A 15,461-nucleotide genomic window follows, 5' to 3' on the forward strand; every position below is an offset into this window, starting at 1 on the left:
TGGGGAACCGTTCGGGAGCCTGTGGCGTCGAACCGGATATGTCACGCTCCCGAGCGCACGCGATCATGGCCCGGCAGGACGGTGTCGTCACCCGAGATCAGGCTGTGAGATGCGGACTGAGCATCGCGATCATCGACCATTACGTGCGATCCGGCGAATGGGTCTCCCTGGCGCCCGGTATCTACCTGCGCGCCGACCGGGAGCGTACTCCGTCGGTGCATTTGCGCACCGCGGTCTACAGCGCGGGACGTGCGGCGACGGCATGGGGTCCGAGCGCCGCGTGGTGGCACGGCATCCTCGACAGGCCTCCCGCCCGTTACTTCGTCACCGTCCCACACGGGCGGGCCATCGTGAGGAACGGGAATGTGCACCTCCGTCGCAGGGACCTGCCCGCCGACGACATCGTGACCGTGCGCGGGCTGCGGGTCACAGGTGTACCTCTCACGGTGTTGGAGGCAGCGGTCGAGCTGAAGGAGGGTTCCGTCCTCATGGACAGAGCACTTCAACGACACACGTCATTGGCTTTGATGGAGCGGTCCCACCGCCGGAATCCGGGACGTCGTGGGTCGCGCGCTGCGGAGACATTGTTGTGCACCGCCCGGAACGGCGGGCACTCCCAGGCCGAACGCATCTTCCATCGGCTGCTACGTCGGGCAGGGCTCACCGGCTGGCGTGCACACGTGATGAGCTGTGGCTACGAGATCGACGTCGCGTTCGAGGCCGAACGGGTGGCGATAGAGATCGACGGATGGGCGTGGCATCGCGACGCAGACCGTCACCGCCACGACATCGAAAGACAGAACGTCCTGATCAACGCAGGATGGCACGTCCTGCGATTCACCTGGCACATGTTGACGCAGGACCCGGACGGCGTCGTACGCCGGATCCGTGCGGCACTCGGCCGCACCCGATGATCCGGTTGTTCCGACCGCGCTGAACGCCGTCGGAACAACCAGATCTGCTATCGGGCGGTCCAGTTGGCGACGCCACGAACGGCGGTGACGCTGACGTTGCCGTCGATGGTGACGTATGCCGAGATCTCCCCGGCACCCGTTTCCGAGGGGAGCAGAGTGCTGTTGGCACGTACCTTGCCGCGCTCACCTGTGGTCTCGTTGTGCCAGTGCACGGTGCAGGGGCAGAACGGTGATCCGATTCCCCCGATCCAGAACGGCAGTTCGGGAGAGGCGGGGTCGGTTCGGAGCACGACCGGCGCATCGATGAACGGGGTTGCGTTGCCGGCATACCCGCTCGAACCCGTGTCGAGGTGCAGACCCACCGTATTGGTGAACGTGGTCCAGTTCGAGTCCGCGGAAGCGGTGGAAGGTCCGGCAACAGCGAGGCCGGCGGTAACGGCGGCTGCGACGCCGACGCCCGCTACCCGTCCGAGGGTGGTATTCAACTTCACGGTCGGATCCTGTCTCTTCGGTAGGTCGGTGCGGAAGCACTGCTCTGGCTATCGGCAAGAGTCCCAAGATGTTACGGATCGGCGACTGAGCCCTGTGCGTGCGGGAGACGGCCCGTTTCGCGGGCGTCGGCCAGGGTGGGGGCCGCCTGGTCCTTCGCCGACAGTTCGTAGGTCAGCGGGGTGCCGTCGGCACCCGTTGTGGGCCAGTCGATCCCGATCTCCGGATCGAGGGGGTGTACCTCGTGCTCCCGGTCGGGGTTGTAGCCCGTCGAGCACAGGTAGACGACGGTCGAGTTGTCCTCGAGGGCAAGGAAACCGTGGCCGAGGCCCTCGGACAGGAAGATCGCGCGACGGTCCTTCGTGTCCAGCAGCACCGAATCCCACTTGCCGAAGGTCGGCGACCCGACCCGAAGGTCGACGACGACGTCGAGCACAGACCCCGACACGCACGTGACGTACTTCGCCTGTCCCGGAGGGACATCCGCGTAGTGGATGCCGCGCAGCACCCCGGCGGCGGAGACCGAGCAGTTCGCCTGCGCCAACTCCAGGGGCCGGCCGGCGGCGTCGGTGAAACTCTCCTGCTTGAACCATTCGAGGAACACGCCCCGGTCGTCGCCGAACTGTTTCGGCGTGACCTCCCACGCCCCGGCGATCGTCAATTCGCGGTACTGCACCTAGCGGTCCTTTCCTCGTTCGAGCAGATCCAGCAGGTAACTGCCGTAGCCCGACTTCACCAGCGGCTCGGCCGCGGCGCGCAACTGCTCGTCGTCGATGAACCCGAGACGCCACGCGACCTCCTCGGGCGCGCCGATCTTCAGACCCTGGCGTTGTTCGATGGTGCGCACGTAGTTCGACGCGTCGAGCAGTGAGTCGAAGGTGCCGGTGTCGAGCCACGCGGTGCCGCGCGGCAACACCTCGACCTGCAGTTTCCCCGCTTCCAGATAAGTGCGGTTGACGTCGGTGATCTCCAGCTCGCCGCGCGCCGACGGCTTCAATGAACGGGCGATCCCGACGACGTCGTTGTCGTAGAAGTACAGCCCCGGCACCGCGAAGTTCGACTTCGGGTCGTCGGGCTTCTCCTCGAGCGACAGGGCGCGACCGGTGGAGTCGAACTCGATCACCCCGTAGGCCGACGGGTCGGACACGCGGTACGCGAACACCGCACCGCCGTCGATGTACGCGAAGCGCTTGAGCTGGGTGCCGAGGCCCGGGCCGTAGAAGATGTTGTCGCCGAGGATCAATGCGACCGGATCGGTCCCGATGTGGTCGGCGCCGAGCACGAAGGCCTGCGCCAGACCGTCGGGTGAGGGTTGGATCGCGTAGGTGATGTTCACCCCGAACTGCGAACCGTCGCCGAGCAACCAGCGGAACTGCTCGGCGTCGTGCGGGGTGGTGATCATGAGGATGTCGCGGATCCCGGCGAGCATGAGCGTCGAGAGCGGGTAGTAGATCATCGGCTTGTCGTAGACGGGCACGAGCTGCTTGCTCACGCCCCTGGTAATCGGATGCAGACGCGAGCCGGTACCGCCTGCCAGGATGATTCCGCGCATGTCGGACAGTCTGGCATGGAGTCGTGGCGGCGGTTCGTGCCACTCACCTGGGAAGTAGGGTGGGTAAGCATGAGGCTGCTCGTCACCGGTGGTGCCGGTTTCATCGGCGCGAACTTCGTCCATCAGACCGTCGCGGAACGACCCGACACGCAGGTCACCGTGCTCGACAAGCTCACCTACGCCGGCAACCGTGCCTCCCTCGACCCCGTCGCCGAGAAGATCACCTTCGTCGAAGGTGACATCGCCGACGCCGACCTCGTCGACCGGCTCGTCGCCGACACCGATCTGGTGGTGCACTTCGCCGCCGAATCCCACAACGACAACTCGCTGTCCAACCCCGCGCCGTTCGTGCACACCAATCTCGTGGGCACCTTCACCCTGCTCGAGGCCGTCCGCAGGTACGACGTGCGCTATCACCACATCTCCACCGACGAGGTCTACGGCGACCTCGCCCTCGACGACCCCGCCCGCTTCACCGAGGCCACCGCCTACAACCCGTCGAGCCCCTACTCGTCGACCAAGGCCGGCTCGGATCTGCTGGTACGCGCCTGGGTGCGCTCGTTCGGCGTCCGCGCGACCATCTCGAACTGCTCGAACAACTACGGCCCCTATCAGCACGTGGAGAAGTTCATCCCCCGCCAGATCACCAACGTGCTCACCGGTGTGCGCCCCAAGCTCTACGGCACCGGCACGAACGTGCGCGACTGGATCCACGTCGACGACCACAACAGCGCGGTGTGGACGATCATCGAACACGGACAGCTCGGCGAGACCTATCTGATCGGCGCCGACGGGGAGACCGACAACCGCACCGTCGTCGAAACCGTCCTCGAACTGTGCGGCAAGGACAGGACCGAGTTCGATTTCGTCACCGACCGCCCCGGCCACGACCTGCGGTACGCCATCGACGCGACCCGCCTGCGCACCGAACTGGGCTGGCAGCCCCGCTACCGCGACTTCCGTGAAGGCCTGGCCGCGACCATCGACTGGTACCGGGCCAACGAGCAGTGGTGGACGCCACAGAAGCACGTCACCGAGGCCGGCTACAGCCGGACCGAGCGCGTTCTGGGCGGATAACCTGCGCCGTTCGGGGTGATCCCGGCACAATTCGCGAATGGGTCGAAACACTGGTGCACGACGCACACAACCGTGGAGCTCCTGTTTCCGCTGCTACTGTCGCATCGAAAACAGCGGATCGACCACGAGCGGGGAGTAGCCCGATGGAGCAGGCAGCTGCCGGCGACACAAGCACGATCGGACATGACGCGGACACGCTGGACGAGGTTCTCACCGAGCCGGTGCGTCGCGACCGGCTGATCGTCCAGCGCGGCGTCTTCGCATCCCTGTCGCCGCGCGTGCCGGAGAAGATGTACGTCCACACCAAGGGCGACGCGGCGTCCGACCGTTACGGGCTGCAGCTCGCCGACGGCGCGACCGCCCACACCAACACCTACTTCGGGCGCTTCCCCGCGACGTTCTGGCAGCGCTGGACCGACGTGAAGACCGTGAACCTGCAGCTCACCTACGGCTGCTCCGGTACCGCGAAGTTCACCGTGTGGGCCTCCGACGCCCGCGGGCGCGAGCGGATCGTGACGGTCGAGACGGTGTCGGGTTCGGGCGAGCTCGACCTCGAGCTGCCGATCGAGCGGTTCGTCGACGGCGGTGCGATGTGGTTTGCCGTCGACGCCAGCAACGGATCGGTGCTCGTCTCCGACGCGCGCTGGACGGTCGCCGCGCCCGAGCGCCTGCGACCCGCCGCGGTCGTCATCTGCACGTTCAACCGCGCCGACGACTGCACCGTCACCGTCGGCACCCTCGCCTCGGACGACGGGGCGATGGCCGACATCGAAGCGGTGTGCATCGTCGACCAGGGCACCGATCAGGTGCGCTCGCGTTCGGCGTTCGCCGAGGTCGCCGACAAGCTCGGCGACAAGCTCATCTACCTGACCCAGCCGAATCTCGGTGGTGCGGGTGGCTTCTCGCGTGGCATGTACGAGATCACCGGCTCCGCCAAGGCCGAGCACGCCAACGTCATCGTCATGGACGACGACATCCTGTGCGAACCCGAATCGGTGTTGCGTCTCAACGCTTTCGCGAACATGACGGTGCAGCCGACCATCGTCGGCGCCCAGATGCTGTCGTTGAGCAACCCGCAGGTCCTGCACGTCTCGGCCGAGCGCGAGGTGCTCGACGAGATCACCGCCGGCGCACTGACTCCGGGTGCGCGCATGGGCATCGATCTCGTGAAGAAGAAGCAGGACATGCGTTTCGACGCCGGCTGGAACGGCTGGTGGACCTGCCTGCTGCCCGCCGAGATCATCGCCGACTGCGGCCTGCCCATCCCGTTGTTCTTCCAGTGGGACGACATCGAATACGGCATCCGCGCCCGCTACGCGGGGCACCCGACGGTCACCCTGCCCAATGCGGGTGTGTGGCACGCCGACTTCTACCTCAAGGACTACGACGACTGGGCGCGCTACTTCAGCATCCGCAACGGTCTGATCGTCTCGTCCATCTACGGGCGCTTCGACGGCAACGACATGTCGAAGTACCTGTTCCGCAAGATCAGTGAGCTCATCGTCTCGATGCAGTACGGGCTCGCCGCGACCTTCATCAAGGCCGCGGAGGACTTCCTCGCCGGACCGGACTTCCTCTACGACGGCGGCCAGTCGGTGCTGAAGGAATTGCGCGAACTGCGCGACCGCTATCCCGAGACGAAGCCGCTGCCGGCCGCGCAGGTGGGTGCCGAATCCGACCCGCACACGCAGATGTCGGTGTGGCAGTTCGAGCCCGACAAGAAGCGCGAGGGCCTGGTGCTGCTCAAGCGTGCCGTGCAGCAGTTCGCCGGCAAGGTCGACCGCCGGACGGTCACCGTGCCCGCGCACTTCGCGTCGTGGTGGCACGTGTCGTTGTTCGACAAGGCCGTCGTCACCGACGCCTCGCAGAACGCCGTGCGGGTGCGTCACCGCGACAAGGACACCGCCGTCGAACTCGCGAAGCACGCCGCGAAGGTGTGCTGGCAGCTCCGCAAGGAAGCTCCCCGGATGAAGACGGTCTGGCAGGAAGCGCTGCCCAAGCTCACGAGCCGCGAGAACTGGGCGCGCCTGTACGGCATCGACGGGTAGACCGTGCGGGCATGGTCGCTTCCCGTGCTCGTCGGGGTTGCGACCGTGCTCGTCGCAGGGGCGTTCTCGTGGGTGCCCTCGCTGTGGTGGGACGAGGCCGCGACCATCTCGAGTGCCGACCGGTCCGTCGAGGGGATGCTCCGCGTCCACACCCGGATCGACGCCGTCCACGGCCTGCACAACCTTCTGCTGCACCACTGGTTCTCCCTCGTGGGCGTCGACGAGTTCACCGCCCGCCTTCCGGGTGTCCTCGCGCTCGGGGTGGGTGCCGCCGCTGTCACCGCGACCGGCCAGGTGCTGGCGGGTCGTCGCGTGGGGATCGCCGCCGGGGTGCTGTTCGCGCTGTCGCCGCGGGTGACCTGGGCAGCAACCGAAGCGCGATCCTATGCCTTCGCTGTGGGGCTGGTCGCGGTGTTGTCGCTGCTGGTCGCGCTCGGATGCACGAGCGGCCGTAGACGCTGGTGGGTGCTGTACGCCGTCGTCCTGCCGGTCGCGACGGTGATGTTCGTGTACTCCGCGACGGTCGTCGTCGCGCATCTCCTCACTGTGCTGGTCCGTGGTCGTGGACGCGGCGCGTTCCTGCTGTCCGCAGGGGTGGGCGCGGCCTTGTCGACGCCGTTCGTGCTGCTCGCGTACTCGCAGGCCAAGCAGGTCGCGTGGATTCCCCCGCTCGACTCGACGATCGTCCGCACGATCGCTCTCGACCAGTGGTTCCCGCAGGCCCCGTGGACGGCGGCATTGTGCGCCGCGATCACCGTGGGTGGGGTGATCGTCGCGGTCCGTCGTGGTGTGGAGCCGGGGGAGCGCACCTTGCTCTGGCTCGCGGTACCGGGCTTCGCCGTGCCGATGGTGCTGTTGCTCGGCTACTCGCTGCTCGAGGACAACATGTACCTCGAGCGCTATCTGTCGTTCACGGTGCCCGCGATGGTGCTGTTGGTGGGCTGGGCCGCAGCCCGCGTTGCCACGCGCTGGTGGTCGATGCTGATCGTGCTGACGGCGGTCGCCGTCAGTGTCGCGCCGGCCTACGTGCAGCAGCGACAGCCGTTCGGCAAGCCGGGCGGGATGGACTACAGCGTGATCGCCGACCGGCTGGTCGAACGCTCCGAACCCGGCGACTGTGTCGCCTTCGAACCGCGCGTCTCGTGGGCACCCACCTCACTGCGCGCTGTCGTCGACGCCCGGCCCGACGCGGTGGAGGGACTCGACGACGTGGGGCTCGGATACGACGCCGTCGACCGCGTGAACCTGTGGTCGACCGACGCCCCGCCGCCGGAACTCGCCCGACGCGCTGCGGCCCGATGCGAGGTGCTGTGGGTGATCGCCGACGGTGAGCGCGAGACCGGCTTCCGGGTGTGGCACCCGAACAACGTGTGGTGGCGGTTCGACCCCCACCGGTTCACCGAGACCGACACCTACCGGGAGCTCGAGGCCGTCGGTTTCCGGATCACCGACCGGGAGCCGATCCACCGTTCGCAGCTGGTCCGGCTCGAACCGGCTCAGACCCAGTAGGCGACGCGCGAGCGGTAGTTGCGCAGCGCGAGCAGAGCGATACCCCAGCCGACGACGGTGATGATCAGGACGATGACCCAGTGGTAGAGCTGCTGGTCGCCGCCGAGCAGCGGGGTCCGCACGATGTCGAGGAAGTGGTAGAGCGGGTTGATCTCCGCGATCCGCGCCCGACCCTCGTTGCCGGTGCCCTCGAGCGTCTTCTCCGTCCAGATGATCGGCGTCATGAAGAACAACAGCTGGACGATGCTGCCGAGCAGCGGCGCGATGTCGCGGTAGCGCGTGGCGAGGATGCCGAAGACCAGCGACACCCACACCGCGTTGATCGCGATCAACGCCAGCGCCGGGATGGCGAGGAAGGCCGTCCAGTACAGCTGACGTGGGAAGAAGATGAAGATACCGATGTAGATGACGATGTTGTGCGCGAACAGGATCATCTGCCGCCACACCAGCCGGTAGACGTGCACACTCAACGGCGTCGGCAACTGCTTGATCAGGCCCTCGTTGGACATGAACACGTCCGCGCCCTCGAGGATCGACCCCTGGATCAGGTTCCAGATGATGAAGCCGAGCGCGACGTACGGCAGGAACTCCGGGACGTCGAGGTTGAACAGCGTGCCGTAGAGCACACCCATCGCGATCGCCGACACACCCGTGGCGATCGTGATCCAGAACGGACCGAGCACCGACCGGCGGTAGCGCTGCTTGATGTCCTGCCAGCCGAGCAGCAACCACAGTTCGCGGTGGTTGAAGCCTTCGCGCAGATCCTGGAACGCGCGCCGGAACGAGCGTGAGGACGACTCGATGGGTTCGTCGTCGACGGTGAGGGCATCAGACACGGGTCCCGAGCCTACCCGCGGCGCAAATGCGGCCTGCCGGGGCGCGGGGTGATCGGGACTCCCGACGGATGCGCAGGTCCTGTCGATCTTGCACGATATTCTCGACGAGAACCGCACGCCCGTGTCGATTGCGGTCCGGTGCGGTATCCGGACCGTGGTACCACCGATCCGACCACCGAGGAGACGTCATGACGCTTGCTCTGCAGGGCTTGGACGAGATCCGCGCGGACCAGGAGAACTTCTACCGCGACCTGCACGCCCACCCGGAGTTGTCGCACCAGGAGTCGCGCACTGCAGCGGAGGTCGCCGCGCGGTTACGGGCCGCCGGGTGCGAGGTGCACACCGGTGTGGGTGGCACGGGGGTCGTCGGGGTCCTACAGCGAGGTGACGGGCCCGGAGTGCTGCTGCGCGCCGATATGGATGCCCTGCCGGTTCGGGAGGAGACCGGTCTGGACTACGCCAGTTCCGTGACCGCGACCGGCGCGGACGGCAACGCGACGCCTGTCATGCACGCCTGCGGGCACGACATGCACGTCGCATGTCTCGTCGGGGCGGTGGAGCTGTTGTCCCGCGCCGGCGAGTGGTGTGGGCGGCTGGTCGCGGTGTTCCAGCCGGGGGAGGAGGTCGCCGACGGCGCTCGGCGCATGGTCGACGACGGGCTCGCCGGGATCGTCGGGAAGGTCGACGTGGCATTGTGCCAGCACGTCCTGGCCTTCCCGGCCGGGCTCGTGGGCACGCGCAGCGGGCCGACCCTCTCGGCCGCGGACAGCATGCGCATCACCGTTCACGGCCGCGGCGCGCACGGGTCGATGCCGCAGGCCTCCGTCGACCCGGTGGTCCTCGCCGCGATGATCGTCGTCCGGTTGCAGACGATCATCGCGCGGGAGACCCGGCCCGGCGAGCCTGCGGTACTGACCGTCGGCAGTATTCAGGCCGGGACGAAGAGCAACGTCATTCCGGACACGGCGACGATCCTGCTCAACCTCCGCACCTACGACTACGACGAGGACACCCGTCATGCGATCCTCACCGCTGTGAAGCGGATCGTCGTCGCCGAGTGCGACGCCTCCCGTTCGCCGCGACCACCCGAGTTCGAACTGTTCGACCAGTACCCGATGACGGACAACGACCCCGTGGTCACCGAGCGGGTCGCGGCGGCGTTCGCCGAGCACTTCGGGGACGGCGCGGGTGAACTTCCGTTGCAGACGGCCAGTGAGGACTTCAGCGTCATTCCCCGCGCGCTCGGCATTCCGTACACGTACTGGGGGATAGGTGGCACCGATCCCGAGCTCTACCGTCAGGCCGAAGTCGAGGGGCGCATCGCCGACGACGTGCCGGTCAACCACTCGTCGAAGTTCGCTCCGCTGCTGCAGCCCACCCTCGACGCCGGGACGGCTGCTCTGACTGTCGCTGCGCGGGCGTTCCTGGGGACTGCATGACGGACGGAGACGCGTGACTACCCAGAGCACGTTGCTGCTCGTACTCGATCTGCTCGGCACCTTCGCCTTCGCTGTCAACGGCGCCTTCACCGCCGTGCGGGTCGCGAGGATCGACATCGTCGGCGTGGTGACGCTCGGGATGGTGACCGCGCTCGGTGGCGGGATCATCCGCGACATCCTGATCGACGACCTTCCGCCCGCGACGTTCAGCGACTGGCGCTATCTCGCGGTGGCCGCTGCCGGAAGCCTTCTCGCTCTCTTCGGCCGCAAGCTGGAGCGATTGTCCAAGCCGATCACCGTGTTCGACGCCGCAGGCTTGAGTCTGTTCGCCGTCACCGGTGCGGGTAAGGCCCTCGATCTCGGGTTGGGTCCGGTGCAGGCGATCATCCTGGGCGCGATCACCGGGGTCGGGGGCGGCACGGTGCGCGACGTGTTGATCCGGCGGGTTCCGGTCGTGTTGAACAGCGAGTTGTATGCCATTCCTGCGCTGGTGGCCGCGACCGTCCTCGTCGTCTGCGAGAGTCTCGAGGTGCCCACGCCGCCCGCAGCGCTCGGGGCTGCGGCGTTGTGCTTCGTCATCCGAATGGTCGGGGTCCGTTACGATCTCGACGCGCCACGTCCTCGGGGATTCGGCGACCCCGACCCACCGAAACCGGCCTGACCGAAACCGGTGTTGTTGTCGATTTTCGATGCGTTCTCGCAAACAACGCCGGACTCGATCGGCCGCGCGTCAGTCTCCGTCGCCGTCCGCAACCATCTGGCCCGAGTCGCCCGGCCACTCGTACAGTTCCGCCGCCGGCTGTATCTGCGCCCACCACGCCGACGAGATCCTCGTGTACGTCGGCAACGGGAAGAACTCGTACTGGGCGACCGTCGCGCACATCGACGTGCAGGACGGTGTGCTGACCGTCGACGGTGAGACCCGGTACAGCAGGTTCGGAAGCGAACGCATGCCCGGACTCGACTCGTCCGGCACCTGGGTGCGCTCGCCGAAGGGCGGACCGACCGGACGCAGCAAGAAGCGAAACGGCGGCCTCGGTCTGGATCGCTACGCCGGGACGTGCCCGAAATAGCCGGTCGGCTGCCGGCCACGCCGTTCTCTCCCTCCCCCGACGAACCGCCACCACCGCCCACCTGAGGAAAGGAGGTTGTATGTCCTCTTTGTGGCGTCGCACTGCGCGATATGAGGGGAGAATGGCGGCGGGAAGTACCGGAGATGGGAGTGACGGGGCATGAGGGCGACAGCCGAGTCGGGAGAAGCGTGGTCGGCGGAGCGCCTGTTCGCGGGACCGGGAGAAAGCCAGGAACGCTTTCGGAAGACCGATTGGTCGGCTACGCCCCTGGGGCCGGTGGAGTCGTGGCCCGCAGAGCTGCGCATGGCGGTGCGGACGGTGCTGCCGTCCGAGGTGCCGATGCTCCTGTGGTGGGGACCGCAGCTGGTGCAACTCTTCAACGACGCGATCATCCCCGTCCTCGGTGACAAGTACCCCGCGGCGGTCGCCCAGCCGGCACCCGAGTGCTGGCACGAGGTGTGGGACGAGGTCGGAGCCCGCGTCGAACGGGCGATGGCGGGTACGGCGACCTTCGCCGAAGAGGAACTGCTGTTCATGCAGCGCCACGGCTACGAGGAGGAGACCTACTGGACCTTCTCCTACAGCCCGATCCGCGACGAGTCCGGCGAGGTGGCAGGGGTGTTCGTCGCGACCACCGATGTCACCTCGCGGGTGCTCGGCGAGCGTCGTCTGGAGGCCCTGAGCCGTCTCGGCACGGTGGCGATCACCGATTCGGGAATGTCGGTGATCGAGACGTGCCGGAACGCGTTGGACGCGCTCGCGCCCAGTCATCAGGATATTCCGCTGGCTGCACTGTTCCTCGACAGTCGGGTGGTGGATCCCGATGATCCGCAACCGAACTGGAAGCAGCTCGCCGCAATCGGGACGAAGCCCGGCTTCTCTGGTTCCCTGCTCGGACCGGATGAGGACCAGCTGCTGTCGAAGGCCGCGAGGGCCTCCGAACCCTTCGTCGTCTCCGGCGTCGCCGAGCGTTCCCCGGATCTGCTCGACCCGCAGCGAACCCTCGGAGACCATCCGATCGGCACCATCCTCCTCGTGCCGTTGACGGCGTCGGGACACGACTTCCCGCTCGGTGTCCTCGCCGTCGGACTGAGTCCGTACCGGGTGTTCGACGCCGCGTACTCCACCTTCGTCGAACTCGTCGCCACCAAGATCTCGGGACTGCTGCGTGATGCGTCGGCGATGGATGCCGAGCGTCGCCGGGCCGATGCGTTCGCGGCGCTCGACGCTGCCAAGACCCGGTTCCTCGAATCGATCAGCCACGAGTTCCGCACACCGCTCACACTGCTCCTCGGCCCGTTGCAGAGCATGCTCGACGAGGCCACGACGCTGACGGACGCGCAGCGACAGTCGCTGGAGGTCTCTCAGCGCGCCGCGATCCGGTTGCGGCGACTCGTCGACGCGTTGCTCGAAGCGACGCGTGCCGAGACCGACCCGTCGCGAAAGCCCCTGAGGCCGACCGATCCGGCGGCGCTCACGGCCGAATGTGTGGACCTGTTCACCGACGCGGCTCAGCGTGCGGGCCTGGACCTGCGCAGCCGGATCGCCGACGCGGCGGCCGAGCAGACCCGGCTCGATCCCCAGACGTGGGCCCATATCGTGCTGAACCTGCTCTCGAACGCGATCAAGTACACCCCCTCGGGATCGATCGATGTGGATCTGGACGTCGAGGACGATCTGCTGGTCCTGAAGGTCGCCGACACCGGTCTCGGCATTCCGGAATCGGAGCTCGGTCGCATCTTCGAACGGTTCCATCGCGTCGAGAGCGTCGGGGGACGCAGTCAGGAGGGCATCGGGCTGGGTCTGTCCCTCGTCTCGGACTGGGTCCACACGCTCGGCGGAAGTGTGACCGTGTCCAGTGAGCTCGGGCACGGCAGCACCTTCACCGTGTCCGTTCCCCGCGTCCTCGACCAGACGTCGGAGTCGCCGGCGGGAACCGTCCCGGGGGATCTGAGCGCCATGTACATCGGCGAAGCGCAACAGTGGGACAGGGTCGCTTTCGACGAGAACGAATCGTCCATGCAGGGAGAGGATGTGGAATCGTTGCCACGGATCCTCGTGATCGAGGACAACGCGGACATGCGTGACTATCTGACGCAGTTGTTGCGTCGCCAGAGCTGGCACGTGGATGCGGTGGGGGACAGCGATGCCGCCCTCGAGCGGATCCGATCGCGACCGCCGCATCTCGTCCTCAGCGACATCATGCTCCCCGGTCGGGACGGGGTGGAGCTGCTCGGGGAGATCCGCCGCGACCCGGCGACCTCCCGTTTGCCGGTCATCCTCCTGACGGCACGGGCCGGCGCGGAGGCCACGATCGGCGGTCTGCGTACCGGCGCCGACGATTACATCACCAAACCGTTCCATCCCGACGAGCTCATCGCCCGTGTGCGCGTGAATCTCGAATTGTCGTGGCTGCGTGAGCAGATGCTCGCCGCGCGGGAGCGTGAGTCCGACCAGTTGAAGACGGCCCTGGAGACCCGGTCGACACTGAGCAAGGCCGTCGGACTGATGATGGCCACGTTCAAGTGCGACGCCGACGCGGCGTTCGACAAACTCGTCGCCTTCTCCCAGCACCGCAACGTCAAGGTGCGTGAGATCGCCGAGCAGATCGTCGGTGACTACACCGCCTCGCTCAGCAATTCGTCGGGGTAGTGCTCTGCGCCTTCGGTTCCGCCGCTGCTACTGCAGACCGTGAGCGCGGTGACGGATCAGGCCCCCGCGTACAGCTTGTCGATCTCCTCGGCATACTTCGCATCGATGGGCTTGCGCTTGAGCTTCATCGTCGGGGTCAGCTCGTCGCCGGAGGGTTCCCAGATCGTCGGCAGCACCGTGTACTTCTTGATCTGCTCGACCCGCGACAACTTGCTGTTCGCCTCCTCGACCGATTTCGCGATCGACTCGAGGACCACCGGATGCCGGGAGAGCTCCTCGTGGGTGCCGCTGAGACCGTGTTGTTCGGCGAAAACGGCCAGGGCATCGGGATCGAGCGCGAGCAGCGCGACGTTGTAGGGTCGGTCGTTGCCGATGGCGACGGCGCCACCGAGCATCGGGCAAGCGGCACGCAGAGCGCCTTCGATATTGGCGGGTGACATGTTCTTCCCCGCCGCGTTGACGATGATCTCCTTCTTCCGGTCGATCAACCGCACGTATCCGTCCGCGTCGATCTCACCGATGTCGCCGGTGTGCAACCAGCCGTCGGAATCGATTGCATCCGAAGTCTTCTCGGGGTCGTTGCGGTAGCCCTTCATCAGTAGTGGACCGGAGACGAGCAGTTCGCCGTCCTCGGCGATCCTGAGCTGCGCACACGGCACGGCCTGCCCGACGGTGCCGATGCGGATGGCGCCCGGCCGGTTCATCGTGACCACGCACGAGGTCTCCGACATGCCCCACACCTCGGAGCACGGAATGCCCAGGGCGAGAACGAACTCGAGGACCTCCGGCGAGATCGCGGCGGCACCGGTGACAGCGGCCCGGACCTGATCGAGGCCGAGCTTGCCGCGGATCGCGGACAGCACCAGCCTGTCGGCCACCGCGTGCTGCACCTCGAGGGTGCGGGGGACCGGTTTGCCGTCGGACTGCAGCCGGGCACGCTTGCGTCCGACGTCGATCGCCCACAACGCGAGTTTCTTCTTGATCGGGCTCGATTCCTCGGCGAGGGTCTTGTCGATCGCGGCCTTGAGCTTGTACCAGACCTGGGGGACGGCACCGAAGAGCGTCGGCCGCAGGCTCGGCAGCACGGTGATGGCCTGCTTGAGGTCGTCGAGCGTGGTGATCTGCATGCCGCTGTACAGGCTCGAGTAGTGCGAGCCCCAGCGGTTGGCGATGTGCGCGTCGGGCAGATACGACAGGATCCGGTCGTCCGGGCCGGTGGGCAGATACGAGCTCGTCGCCTCGAGTTCGGCGAGCAGGTTGGCGTGGGTGAGTTCGACACCCTTCGGCGGCCCGGTGGTGCCGGAGGTGTAGATGAGGGTCAGCAGGTCGGGCGGTTGCACGGCCTTCCACGAGGCGTCGAAATCGAAGGACGGATCGGCGGCGGCCTCGAGGTCGTCGAGGGAGATCGTGCCTTCCGGTTTGCCGTCGATGCACACCAGGTGCTCGACCTTCGTGTCGCCGATCGCCTGCCGCAGAACGGGGACGAACTGTTCCTCGGCGATCATCACGCGGTTGCCGGCGTTGCCGAGCACGTACGAGATCTGTTCGGCGGTCAACGAGTTGTAGATCGAGAACGGCACCGCGCCGAGGTGGATCGCGGCGGTGTCGAGAAGGTGGAATTCGGGCCGGTTGGTGAGCATGAGACCGACGGTGTCCCCGCGGCTCACGCCGAGGCCGGCCAGCCCGGCGGCGAGGCGTTCGACGCGCTGCGCGTACTGACGCCAGGTGTAGGAGACGGAGTCGTCGGGGGTGCGCAGCGCGACCTTGTCGGGGTACGCCGCGGCGGTGGTCTGGAAGGCTTCGCAGAGGGTCGACGGTGAGGTGGCACGAGGGGTCATCACTGGCTCCCGAGGTCGAGTGTGGCGAAAGTGT

At 67.0% G+C, this 15,461-nt stretch carries 13 protein-coding genes; 8 read left to right on the forward strand and 5 right to left on the reverse strand.

The annotated features are described in order from the left end of the window. Positions 1-38 precede the first annotated feature (38 nt). Positions 39-914 carry a DUF559 domain-containing protein gene (locus LPH33_RS01080; protein ID WP_059382151.1) on the forward strand — a complete coding sequence of 292 codons (876 nt, stop codon included), beginning with the start codon at positions 39-41 and terminating at the stop codon, positions 912-914. 47 nt (positions 915-961) lie between these two features. Here LPH33_RS01080 and LPH33_RS01085 read toward each other — a convergent pair whose 3' ends face one another. The 3 genes from LPH33_RS01085 to rfbA form a co-directional block, all read right to left on the reverse strand. After that, the gene (locus tag LPH33_RS01085; protein WP_059382152.1) at positions 962-1,405 is read right to left on the reverse strand and encodes a hypothetical protein; all 444 of its coding nucleotides are present in this window, start codon (positions 1,403-1,405) and stop codon (positions 962-964) included. A gap of 71 nt (positions 1,406-1,476) precedes the next feature. After that, positions 1,477-2,079: a dTDP-4-dehydrorhamnose 3,5-epimerase gene (rfbC, locus tag LPH33_RS01090; RefSeq protein WP_229566791.1), complete on the reverse strand. Its 603-nt coding sequence runs from the start codon at positions 2,077-2,079 to the stop codon at positions 1,477-1,479. Beyond that, entirely contained in the window at positions 2,080-2,955 is an 876-nt protein-coding gene (rfbA, locus tag LPH33_RS01095; RefSeq protein ID WP_160877310.1) for a glucose-1-phosphate thymidylyltransferase RfbA, read from the reverse strand. It abuts the gene before it with no gap. A gap of 69 nt (positions 2,956-3,024) precedes the next feature. On the opposite strand from rfbA, the gene rfbB reads away from it, so the two are divergent. The 3 genes from rfbB to LPH33_RS01110 all read left to right on the forward strand — a co-directional run bounded on the left by rfbB (position 3,025) and on the right by LPH33_RS01110 (position 7,589). After that, entirely contained in the window at positions 3,025-4,032 is a 1,008-nt protein-coding gene (gene rfbB, locus LPH33_RS01100; RefSeq protein ID WP_229566793.1) for a dTDP-glucose 4,6-dehydratase, read from the forward strand. Positions 4,033-4,175: 143 nt separating this feature from the next. Beyond that, entirely contained in the window at positions 4,176-6,080 is a 1,905-nt protein-coding gene (locus LPH33_RS01105) for a glycosyltransferase (RefSeq protein WP_039583435.1), read from the forward strand. 3 nt (positions 6,081-6,083) lie between these two features. Beyond that, positions 6,084-7,589, forward strand: coding sequence for a glycosyltransferase family 39 protein (locus tag LPH33_RS01110; protein WP_229566794.1), 1,506 nt, complete (start codon positions 6,084-6,086; stop codon positions 7,587-7,589). On the opposite strand, the gene LPH33_RS01115 is transcribed toward LPH33_RS01110, so the two are convergent. Then, a complete protein-coding gene (locus tag LPH33_RS01115; RefSeq protein ID WP_006553471.1) occupies positions 7,577-8,425 on the reverse strand; it encodes an ABC transporter permease in 849 nt (282 codons plus the stop codon). The two genes, LPH33_RS01110 and LPH33_RS01115, sit on opposite strands and share 13 nt — an antisense overlap. 188 nt (positions 8,426-8,613) lie before the next feature. Here LPH33_RS01115 and LPH33_RS01120 point away from each other — a divergent pair, with 188 nt between their 5' ends. The 4 genes from LPH33_RS01120 to LPH33_RS01135 all read left to right on the forward strand — a co-directional run bounded on the left by LPH33_RS01120 (position 8,614) and on the right by LPH33_RS01135 (position 13,589). Continuing rightward, positions 8,614-9,864: an amidohydrolase gene (locus LPH33_RS01120; RefSeq protein ID WP_229566796.1), complete on the forward strand. Its 1,251-nt coding sequence runs from the start codon at positions 8,614-8,616 to the stop codon at positions 9,862-9,864. Between the two features lie 13 nt (positions 9,865-9,877). Next, positions 9,878-10,525 carry a trimeric intracellular cation channel family protein gene (locus LPH33_RS01125; RefSeq protein WP_229566798.1) on the forward strand — a complete coding sequence of 216 codons (648 nt, stop codon included), beginning with the start codon at positions 9,878-9,880 and terminating at the stop codon, positions 10,523-10,525. Positions 10,526-10,553: 28 nt separating this feature from the next. Continuing rightward, a complete protein-coding gene (locus tag LPH33_RS01130; protein WP_229566799.1) occupies positions 10,554-10,937 on the forward strand; it encodes a hypothetical protein in 384 nt (127 codons plus the stop codon). 159 nt (positions 10,938-11,096) lie between these two features. After that, positions 11,097-13,589 carry a response regulator gene (locus LPH33_RS01135; protein ID WP_229566801.1) on the forward strand — a complete coding sequence of 831 codons (2,493 nt, stop codon included), beginning with the start codon at positions 11,097-11,099 and terminating at the stop codon, positions 13,587-13,589. A gap of 56 nt (positions 13,590-13,645) precedes the next feature. Here the strand turns inward: LPH33_RS01135 and LPH33_RS01140 are convergent, their stop codons facing one another. After that, positions 13,646-15,427, reverse strand: a complete 1,782-nt coding sequence (locus LPH33_RS01140) for an AMP-dependent synthetase/ligase (RefSeq protein WP_229566802.1) — start codon at positions 15,425-15,427, stop codon at positions 13,646-13,648. Positions 15,428-15,461 lie beyond the last annotated feature (34 nt).

Source organism: Rhodococcus sp. RDE2 (genome assembly GCF_020885655.1).
GTDB lineage: Bacteria > Actinomycetota > Actinomycetes > Mycobacteriales > Mycobacteriaceae > Rhodococcus > Rhodococcus pyridinivorans.